This is a genomic window from Rhodococcus sp. 05-2254-5, from assembly GCF_002258575.1.
In the GTDB taxonomy this organism is placed as follows: Bacteria; Actinomycetota; Actinomycetes; order Mycobacteriales; family Mycobacteriaceae; genus Rhodococcoides; species Rhodococcoides fascians.
Window position 1 is genome coordinate 575,637 of the sequence record NZ_NOZG01000002.1, and the last position, 10,228, is coordinate 585,864.

The 10,228-nt window shown below is 64.0% G+C and carries 8 protein-coding genes; 6 read left to right on the top strand and 2 right to left on the bottom strand.

All coding sequences use genetic code 11. The annotated features are described in order from the left end of the window. The first annotated feature begins 27 nt into the window (after positions 1–27). The 4 genes from CH278_RS03800 to CH278_RS03815 all read left to right on the top strand — a co-directional run bounded on the left by CH278_RS03800 (position 28) and on the right by CH278_RS03815 (position 6,101). A complete protein-coding gene (locus tag CH278_RS03800) occupies positions 28–1,227 on the top strand; it encodes an argininosuccinate synthase (protein ID WP_094621187.1) in 1,200 nt (399 codons plus the stop codon). Next, the gene (argH, locus tag CH278_RS03805) at positions 1,224–2,672 is read left to right on the top strand and encodes an argininosuccinate lyase (RefSeq protein WP_027497230.1); all 1,449 of its coding nucleotides are present in this window, start codon (positions 1,224–1,226) and stop codon (positions 2,670–2,672) included. Before CH278_RS03800 ends, argH begins: the two co-directional genes overlap by 4 nt. Positions 2,673–2,772: 100 nt before the next feature. Continuing rightward, on the top strand, positions 2,773–5,790 hold the full coding sequence (locus CH278_RS03810) for an AMP-binding protein (RefSeq protein ID WP_094621227.1): 3,018 nt from the start codon (positions 2,773–2,775) through the stop codon (positions 5,788–5,790). A 104-nt stretch (positions 5,791–5,894) separates the two neighbouring features. After that, positions 5,895–6,101 (top strand): Trm112 family protein, encoded by a 207-nt coding sequence (locus CH278_RS03815; protein ID WP_032365531.1) that lies wholly within the window; start codon positions 5,895–5,897, stop codon positions 6,099–6,101. A gap of 10 nt (positions 6,102–6,111) precedes the next feature. Here the strand turns inward: CH278_RS03815 and CH278_RS03820 are convergent, their stop codons facing one another. Beyond that, the gene (locus CH278_RS03820; RefSeq protein ID WP_057473444.1) at positions 6,112–6,867 is read right to left on the bottom strand and encodes an ABC transporter permease; all 756 of its coding nucleotides are present in this window, start codon (positions 6,865–6,867) and stop codon (positions 6,112–6,114) included. Further along, a complete protein-coding gene (locus tag CH278_RS03825; RefSeq protein WP_027497226.1) occupies positions 6,864–7,595 on the bottom strand; it encodes an ABC transporter ATP-binding protein in 732 nt (243 codons plus the stop codon). The genes CH278_RS03820 and CH278_RS03825 overlap by 4 nt, the downstream gene beginning before the upstream one ends. 73 nt (positions 7,596–7,668) lie before the next feature. On the opposite strand from CH278_RS03825, the gene CH278_RS03830 reads away from it, so the two are divergent. Further along, positions 7,669–8,322 (top strand): DNA-3-methyladenine glycosylase, encoded by a 654-nt coding sequence (locus tag CH278_RS03830; protein WP_032365509.1) that lies wholly within the window; start codon positions 7,669–7,671, stop codon positions 8,320–8,322. 38 nt (positions 8,323–8,360) lie between these two features. Beyond that, the gene (gene tyrS / locus CH278_RS03835) at positions 8,361–9,635 is read left to right on the top strand and encodes a tyrosine--tRNA ligase (protein ID WP_027497224.1); all 1,275 of its coding nucleotides are present in this window, start codon (positions 8,361–8,363) and stop codon (positions 9,633–9,635) included. Positions 9,636–10,228: the final 593 nt, after the last annotated feature.

Below are 10,228 nucleotides of genomic sequence, written 5' to 3' on the forward strand. Positions count from 1 at the left end.
CACGAACCACGAAGGAGCGTCATCACCATGGCCGAACGCGTCATCCTCGCCTACTCCGGCGGACTCGACACCTCTGTCGCCATCAGCTGGATCGGACGGGAGACCGGCAAGGAGGTCGTCGCTGTTGCCATCGACCTCGGCCAGGGCGGTGAGGACATGAATGTCGTCCGCCAGCGCGCATTGGACTGCGGCGCAGTCGAATCGGTCGTCGTCGACGCCAGGGACGAGTTCGCCGACGAGTACTGCCTGCCGACGGTGCAATCCAACGCGCTGTACATGGATCGGTATCCGTTGGTTTCGGCCATCAGCCGCCCGCTGATCGTCAAGCATCTGGTGGAGAACGCACGTGCGCACGGCGGAACCGTCGTCGCCCACGGATGCACGGGCAAGGGCAACGATCAGGTCCGGTTCGAGGTCGGTTTCAACACGCTCGCTCCGGAGCTCGAAGTGCTGGCACCGGTACGCGATTACGCGTGGACCCGGGAGAAGGCGATCGCGTTCGCCGAGGAGAACGACATTCCGATCAACGTCACCACCAAGTCACCGTTCTCCATCGACCAGAACGTGTGGGGACGAGCAGTGGAGACCGGCTTCCTGGAAGATCTGTGGAACGCGCCGACGAAGGATGTGTACGACTACACCGAGGATCCGACGGTCAACTTCCAGGCACCCGACGAACTGATACTCACGTTCGACAAGGGTCGCCCGGTCGCCATCGACGGCCGTCCGCTGTCGGTGCTCGGTGCGATCCAAGAACTCAACACCCGTGCGGGCGCTCAGGGTGTCGGCCGATTGGACGTCGTCGAGGATCGGCTCGTCGGCATCAAGAGCCGTGAAATCTACGAGGCTCCCGGTGCGATGGTCCTGATCCGTGCGCACGAAGAACTCGAGCACGTGACCCTCGAGCGCGAACTCGGCCGCTACAAGCGTCATACCGACCAGAAGTGGGCCGAGCTGGTCTACGACGGCCTGTGGTACTCGCCGCTCAAGGGTGCACTCGACACGTTCGTTCAGCACACGCAGGAACACGTCTCGGGCGACATCCGCTTGGTGCTGCACGCGGGCGGAATCATCGTCAACGGCCGTCGCAGCGGGGAGTCTTTGTACGACTTCAACCTCGCTACCTACGACGAGGGCGACACGTTCGACCAGTCGGCGGCCAAGGGATTCGTGCAGCTGCACGGGCTCTCCTCCAAGATCGCAGCGAAGCGGGACCTGGGCCTGTGACCACTTCGAGCAACGCACACGGAACCAACGAAGGCTCGCTGTGGGGCGGGCGCTTCGCCTCCGGCCCGGCGGCTGCCATGGCTGCCCTGAGCAAATCGACACACTTCGACTGGGTTCTCGCGCCCTACGACATCCGTGCGTCCATGGCGCACGCTCGGGTTCTGAACGGTGCCGGACTGCTGACCCCGCAGGACCTCGAGACCATGCTCGACGGTTTGCAGCGGCTGGCCGACGACGTGGCGTCCGGTGAGTTCGTCGCGGCCGAGTCGGACGAGGACGTGCACGGCGCCCTCGAACGCGGTTTGATCGACCGGGTCGGACCCGAGGTGGGTGGTCGCCTGCGCGCCGGCCGCTCACGCAACGATCAGGTCGCGACCCTGTTCCGGATGTGGTTGCGCGACGCCGTCCGTCGGGTGGCGGTCGGTGTTCTCGACGTCGTGGACGCATTGGCAACTCAGGCTGCGGCTCACCCCACCGCGGTCATGCCCGGCAAGACTCATTCGCAGGCGGCGCAGCCGGTGTTGTTGGCGCATCATCTGCTCGCACATACCCATCCGCTGCTGCGTGATGTCCAGCGGTTCGCGGACTTCGACAGGCGAGCGGCAGTGTCGCCCTACGGTTCCGGCGCTCTGGCCGGCTCCTCGCTCGGTCTGAGCCCCGAGAAGATCGCCGCCGAACTCGGGTTCGATTCGTCCGCCGAGAACTCGATCGACGCCACGTCCTCGCGTGATTTCGCGGCGGAAGCCGCGTTCGTCCTGGCGATGACAGCGGTGGACCTGTCTCGGTTCGCCGAGGAGGTCATCTCGTGGAGCACACCCGAATACGGTTACGTGACTCTCGCAGATGCATGGTCGACGGGCAGCTCGATCATGCCGCAGAAGAAGAATCCCGACGTCGCGGAGTTGACTCGTGGCAAGACGGGCCGCCTGATCGGAAATCTGACCGGCCTGTTGGCCACCCTCAAGGCACAACCCTTGGCGTACAACCGGGATCTTCAGGAAGACAAGGAGCCGGTGTTCGATTCGGTGGCTCAGCTCGAGTTGCTGCTCCCGGCACTCACCGGTTTGACGGCGACATTGGAGTTCCACACCGATCGCATGGCCGAACTCGCGCCGGCCGGGTTCACGCTCGCCACCGACATCGCCGAATGGATGGTGCGGCAAGGGATTGCGTTCCGGGTAGCTCACGAGGCAGCGGGAGCCTGCGTGCGCGCGGCGGAAGCGCGGGGCGTCGGGCTGGTGGATCTGACCGACGACGAGCTCGCGTCGATCGATCCGGCGCTCACTCCGGCGGTGCGCGAGGTGCTCACCGTGGAGGGCTCCATTTCCTCGCGTGATGCTCGCGGCGGCACCGCGGCGGTTCAGGTGGCGCACCAGCTCGGTGGTGTGCGGGCGACTGCGTCGACGTTGCGCGCGTGGGCCGAGGTGCCGGTGTTGCGGCACTAGTCGACATCCTCGCCGATTCCACGAGTGTGATGTGAGAAGCTTTCGTCACGCGAAGACCGATGTCGGTCGTTCCGTCGGGGCCGAACGCAGGAGTGTATTTGTGGGACTGAATGCAGACGCGGTACGTGGTCCACTGCGGCGTGCTATCGCAACGGCCCAGAACGGCCTCGAGGTCATCCGGCTGGGTGGTCTCGAGACCGAGGTCGATCCGTCGCCCTTCCGAGTGATGGACCGCGAGCCGATGTATCGGTTGCGGCGTTACTTCCCCGACGACGTTCCCGTGGACAGTCCTCCGGTGGTGCTGATTCCGCCGATGATGGTCTCCGCGGACGTGTACGACGTCACCACCGATCAAGGTGCGGCCGGCATTCTGCACGGCATGGGTATGGACCCGTGGGTGGTCGATTTCGGTTCGCCCGATACCGAAGAGGGCGGATGGAGCCGTACCCTGGCCGATCACGTCGTCGCCATCAGCGAGGTCGTGGACAAGGTGCACGAGCACACCGGTCGCGACGTTTACCTCGGAGGGTATTCGCAGGGCGGCATGTTCTGCTACCAGGCTGCCGCCTATCGAGGTGGACGAAATCTGGCCAGCCTCATCACGTTCGGGGCTCCGGTGGACACCTTGGCCGGCTTGCCGTTGGGTATCCCGGCCGGTGTCGCAACTCGGGGCGCAGAGTTTCTCGCCGACCATGTATTCACGCGCTTGGCCGTGTCGGGGTGGATGGCGCGGACGGGATTTCAGCTGCTCGACCCGGCGAAGACCGTGCGGTCTCGTTTGGATTTCCTGCGACAGTTGCACGATCGGGAAGCACTGTTGCCTCGGGAGCCGCAGCGCCGCTTCCTGGCGATGGACGGCTGGGTGGCGTGGTCCGGGCCCGCCGTGGCCGAGTTGCTCAAGCAGTTCGTCGTGCACAACCGCATGATGACCGGCGGTTTCGTCATCAAGGACAGGTTGTTGACGCTTGCCGAGTTGACGGTGCCGGTCTTGGCGTTCGTCGGCGAGGTGGACGACATCGGACAGCCGTTGGCGGTGCGCGGAATCCGGCGTGCCGCACCGCGTGCTCAGGTATTCGAAACGACCTTGCGTGCAGGCCATTTCGGTCTCGTGGTGGGTAGCACGGCAGCTGCGCAGACGTGGCCGACCACCGGAAACTGGATTCGGTGGCGCGAGAACCTCGGACCGAAGCCCGAGGCCGTGCGCGTGATGGAACACGAGGAGCACTCGGACAGCGACAGCGGAGTGTCGATCACCAACAGGCTGATTCATACCGCTGCCTCCATCGCCGAAGTGGGAGTCGGTGTAGGACGCGGATTGGCGTCGGCCGCGACCGGTGCCGTGCGCGGCACTCGTGAGATCTCGACCGAGGCCGTGCGCACCCTTCCGCGGCTGGCACGGCTGGGGCAGATGCAGCCGCACAGTCGGGTCTCGTTGGGCCGCTTGATCGCTGAGCAGGGAAGAAAGTCCCCGCTCGGCGAGTGCTTCCTCTTCGACGACCGAGTGCACACCTACGACGCCGTCAACGTGCGTATCGACAACGTGGTTCGAGGTCTGATCAGCGTCGGTGTACGGCCGGCATCGCGCATCGGTGTGCTGATGGAGACCAGGCCGAGTGCCCTCGCCGCCATCGCAGCTCTCTCGCGCATCGGCGCTGTTCCGGTGTTGCTGCAGCCGGGTAGCGACCTCACTGCCGCGTTACGCACCGTGGACGTCGACACCGTGATCGCCGATCCGGAAAATGCCGCGGCGGCGGTTCCGGTCGCGCCCAACGTACTGGTGCTCGGCGGCGGCGAGACGCGGCGGCTCGATGTTCCGGACGGCTACGAAGTGATCGACCTCGAAGCCATCGACCCCGACGCCGTCCGGCTACCGGCCTGGTTCGAGCCGGATCCCGGTCGCGCTCGCGAACTGGCAATGATTCTGTTCACCACCACCGACCGTGGTCTCGAACCGCGATACATCACCAACCATCGCTGGGCACTGTCCGCATTCGGTACCGCGACGACGGCCGCTCTCGGTCCCGGCGATACTGTGTATTGCCTAGCACCGCTCCATCATTCGGCGGGCATACTCGTGACCATCGGCGGCGCGCTTGCCGGCGGATCGAGGATCGCGCTCTCCCGTGGTCTCGATCCCGAGCGCTTCAGGGAAGAGGTGTACCGCTACGGCGTCACTGTCGTCAGCTACACCTGGACGATGATGCAGCAGATCGTCGACGACGGGCGCTTCCCGGTCGACACCGGTCACCCGGTTCGGCTGTTTATCGGCTCCGGTATGCCGGTGGGATTGTGGCGTCGCACCCTGGCGAAGTTCACCCCGGCGCGAGTGCTCGAGTTCTATGCCTCCACCGAGAACGACGTCATTCTGGCCAATGTCGCCGGGACGAAGATCGGCTCGAAGGGACGCCCTCTGCCCGGCAGTGCGCGAGTGGCCCTGGCGGCGTACGACCCGATCACCGGCCGACTCGAAGAGGACGACGACGGATTCGTGCGGCAGTGCCGCGACGACGAGATCGGGCTGCTCCTGGGCCGCCCGAGCGGTGACGGTGAAGCGACCAGCCATGTCATGCGTGGGGTCTTCGAGCCCACCGACGCGTGGATACCCACCGAGAACCTGTTCCGGCGTGATTCGGACGGCGATTACTGGCTCATCGATCGTAAAGACACCGTTGTTCGCTCGGCGCGGGGTCCGGTGTACACCCAGCCGATCGTCGACGCCGTCGGCGATCTCGACCAGGTCGGTTCGGCCGTGGTCTACGGGGTTCGTGTAGCCGTCGACGGGCCACGGTCGATCCGCATGGAAGCGTCGGCCACCGAGGTTGCCGTGTGTGCTGTCTCCCTGCAGCCGGAAGCGGTGATCACCGCTCGCGCTCTCACCGATGCCCTGGGAGTTCTGCTTCCGGACGAGCGCCCGGCGATCGTCCACGTTGTGTCCGACATCCCGGTCGGTCGCGCCTATCGACCCAACGCGTCTGCATTGAAGCAGGCAGGAATTCCTACTCCGAGCGCACGATCGTGGTACTACGATCCGGAGTCGAACAGCTACCGACGACTGACGAAAGCTGTTGTGGCAGAACGCTTCGTGGGACGTCAGGCCACCGCCGAGAAGTCTTCCTGACATGAAGGTACGGCCGGCGGCCCCGACGACGGAAACAATCGGCGTTCGGTAGCGTGAACGAAGACCATCACTCCGACTCGGTCGGAGCAGACAGAAGGACACCTGTGGCAATCGACTCGACTCTGCTCTCCATCCTCGCGTGCCCTGTGGACAAGGGCCCGCTCCTGCTCGTCGAGGACGAATTGCTCTACAACCCGCGACTGCGTCGCGCATATCCGATAGAAAATGGCATTCCGGTGTTGCTCGCCGACGATGCGCGCGATGTCGACGACGCCGAGCACGAGTTGATTCTGGCGCGCGCCACGTCCTAGATCACTTCGTTCATGGTGTCCGCCGACGCAATGTCGCTGCCGCACCGGTCAGCGCTGCCACGGTGAACATCACGACCACGGCGATGTCGGCCCCCATGCGCCTGGTTGCATCGGGGTGGACGGATATTTCCTGCAGGGCGTCCACCAGGTAGCTCAGCGGCAGAAGGTTGCTGACTGCACCGAGCCAACTCGGCATCTGATCGCGGGCCACCAGGAGCCCGCAGAGGAAGAGCTGCGGGATCACGACGACCGGCATGAACTGGACCGCTTGAAATTCGGTACGTGCGAAAGCGCTGCACAACAGCCCGATCGCCACTCCGAGCATCGCCCCGAGTACCGCGATCACCAGAACCCACCCGATCGAGCCTTCGATGTCGAGCCCGAGCAATCCGAATGCGAGTGCGCACGCGAGCAGCGCCTGCCCTACAGCGGCGAGCGAGAACGCCGAGCCGTAACTCGCAAGCAGGTCCATCTTGGACATCGGTGTGGTCAGCAGGCGTTCGAGTGTTCCCGTGCTGCGTTCACGCTGCATCGAGATCGACGTGAGCAGAAACATGACGACGAACGGCAGAATGCCGAGCATCGTGATCGCAATTCGATCGAACGACGATTGTTGGTTCGGCGGAGCCGGGACGTCTCGGTACAGGAAATAAAGCAACACCATCAGTAGAGACGGCACGAGCAGGACCATGGCCACCGATCGGTGATCGGCTCTGAGCTGGCGCAGGATTCGACCCGTACCCGCTGCGTAGATTCGTCCGTTCACGATGTCTGTTCCGTGGATCTGATGAGCGAGAGGAATGCGCGGTCGAGGTTCGTTTCCTTCGTCCGCGCCAGTAGCGCTTCGGGGCTCGATCGGTCCAGGACGGCACCGTCGCGCATCAGTACGAGCTGGCTGCAGTGTTCTGCCTCCTCCATCACGTGGCTCGAGACCAGCACTGTCGTACCTACCGCTGCGATTGCGGCGAATCGTGACCACAGTTCCGAGCGAAGGACGGGATCCAACCCGACCGTCGGCTCGTCGAGGACGATGAGTTCGGGTTCGGCGACCAGCGCGCTGGCCAGGGAGACCCGGCTCAGTTGGCCACCGGAGAGCTCACCCGCCCGCGACGCCGCATGGTCGGTGAGTCCGACAGCCGCGATGGCGGACGCCACCTCGGAGTGGCGGCGACCGTAGAGCGACCCGAAGTACTGCACGTTCTCGCGAACGGTGAGGTCTCGGTACACGCTCGGTGCCTGCGTCACGTACCCGACGGTGCGGCGCAGGGAGGTGGAGCCGGCTGGGCATCCGAGCACTGTCACGGTTCCGCCGGCAACGATCTGCGTGCCGACGATGGCGCGCATCAACGTGGTCTTTCCGCAGCCCGATGGGCCGAGGAGGCCGGTGATGGCAGCCCGCGGAATCGTCAGGGACAGATTGTGCAGCACCGTTCGGTTGCCGCGGCGAACCGTCAACCCTGTGATCTCGACGGCATGTTGCCCGGTGAACGCCATGTCGGCCTCCAGACTTTCATCGATCGATGCAGTCATAGCCCCGTCGATGCCTCGAGGTCAAGGGTTCAGCATCATGGGACGGGTGAACGCTGCTGACTTGGAAATCGGAGAGCCGGACGACGCAGCCCGACGTGTCCTCGGGGCCACCGTCCATGCAGGCGCGGTGTCGGTACGCATCGTGGAGGTCGAGGCATACGGCGGTCCGGTCGACGGTCCGTGGCCCGATCCCGCTGCGCATTCTTTCCGTGGTCCGACACCCCGAAATGCCGTGATGTTCGGTCCGGCGGGTCGGCTGTACGTCTACCTGAGTTACGGCATGCACCTGTGCATGAACGTCAGTTGCGGGCCGGACGGGACGGCCGCTGCCGTCCTGCTTCGAGCCGGTCAGGTAGTTGCAGGTCACGACCTCGTCGACGGCAGGCGCGGTGGCGGAAAGTCGCGAACAGCGCGGGTCGAGGCCGGGTGGGCTCGAGGGCCCGGCAATCTCGGACGAGCACTCGGAGTGGGACTTGCCGACAACGGGACCGATCTGTTCGACGCGTCGTCACCGATCACCCTCGAGCTGCTCGAACATCCGCTGGGCGACGAGGCGTTGAAAGTCGGTCCACGCGTGGGTGTGAGCGTGGCAGCAGACAGACCGTGGCGTTTCTGGCTACCGGCCTCGCCTGCAGTGTCGAACTACCGGCGCAGTCCCCGCGCTCCCCAGCCCGGCTTGCGTGAGGGCTGAACGAGGCGGCGGCAAGTGCATGCGGGAAGATCGACGTCGTGAGCGAGAACATCATCGACGAATTGACCTGGCGCGGACTGATCGCGCAGTCCACCGACGTGGAAGCACTGAAGAAGGCCACCTCGGACGGGCCGATCACGTTGTACTCCGGTTTCGACCCGACCGGACCCTCGCTCCACGCCGGCCACCTCGTTCCGCTGCTCGCCTTGAAGCGGTTCCAGCGGGCCGGTCATCGGCCGATCATTCTGGCGGGCGGCGCAACCGGACTGATCGGTGATCCTCGCGATGTGGGGGAGCGGACCATGAACTCCCGTGAGGTGGTCACCGAATGGGCGTCGCGTATCCGGGGGCAGCTCGAACGGTTCGTAGACCTGGACGACGGCCCTACCGGTGGCGTGGTGGTCAACAACCTGTCCTGGACAGGGGAGCTGTCCACCATCGACTTCCTCCGAGACGTCGGCAAACACTTCTCGATCAACGTCATGCTCGCGCGGGAGACGGTCAAGACTCGGCTCGAGGGCGACGGCATGTCGTACACCGAGTTCAGCTACATGCTGTTGCAGGCCAACGACTACGTCCAGCTGCGCCGGGAGTACGGCTGCAGTCTGCAGATCGGTGGCTCGGATCAGTGGGGCAACATCATCGCCGGCGTGGAACTGAACCGTCGGCAGGACGCCGAACAGGTTCACGCGCTGACCGTTCCCCTGGTCACGTCGTCAGACGGCAAGAAGTTCGGTAAGTCCACCGGTGGTGGCAGTCTCTGGTTGGACCCCGAGATGACCAGCCCGTACGCCTGGTACCAGTACTTCGTGAACACCGGTGACGCCGATGTGGTCAAGTACCTGCGCTGGTTCACCTTCCTGTCCCAGGACGAACTGGCCGAATTGGAGACAGCAACCGAGGAGCGACCGCACGCGCGAGAAGCTCAGAAGCGACTGGCAGCAGAGATGACGACTCTGGTTCACGGCGAAGAGGCGACTCGCTCGGTCGAACTCGCCAGCCAAGCACTGTTCGGGCGGGCCGAGCTCACCGACCTCGACGAGAGCACTCTGGCAGCGGCGTTGCACGAGGCATCTGTGGCCGACATCGAGGTGGGTGCTCCGAACACGATCGTCGACCTCCTTGTCGCGACAGGGTTGAGCGAGAGCAAGGGTGCTGCGCGACGGGCGGTCAAAGAGGGCGGGGCAGCGGTGAACAACGTCAAGATCGCCGACGAGAACTGGACACCGTCGAGCGACGACCTCTTGCACGGACAATGGTTGGTGGTCCGGCGCGGGAAGCGGAACTTTGCGGGAGCACGCGTGGCTCGCTGAATCCAGGATCGGCCAGTGGCCGGAGTCACATTGATGTAATTTGGTTTGGACATCCGCTCGAGGGGCAATCCATCGAGCGCGACCAGGCTGTTCACACCGATTGTGTCCGAACGACCTGGGGATTTGACGCGTTGTTATCCGGGGCGTAACTTTGTCCAAGTCAGAGCGACACGGACGCCAGCCCAGACCGCAAGGCCTGAGCGAAGCGGACGCGCTCTACACAATCTGGTTCGGACACTACTTCGGTTGTGTCTTAACCGCGGATCGAAGGCCAGTTTGACTGAGCCTGAACATCCGATCTAAGATGGAACGGTTGCCCCGGACACCGACGAGATCATCTCGGACGTGAATGGTGTGTGCGTGTTCTTTGAGAACTCAACAGTGTGTCGATGAATGTCAGTGCCGAATTTTATTTGGTGAATGCATTCGATGTATCAGCTGCCCGCTTGTGGTGGTTGTTGTCGGGTGTTGTTTGAAAATGCTAGTTGAGTTTATTTGCTAGTGATTTGACTCTTTATGTTTATGACTGATTTGCAGTTTCGACTGTTGATCGAGAGTCTTTTACGGAGAGTTTGATCCTGGCTCAGGACGAA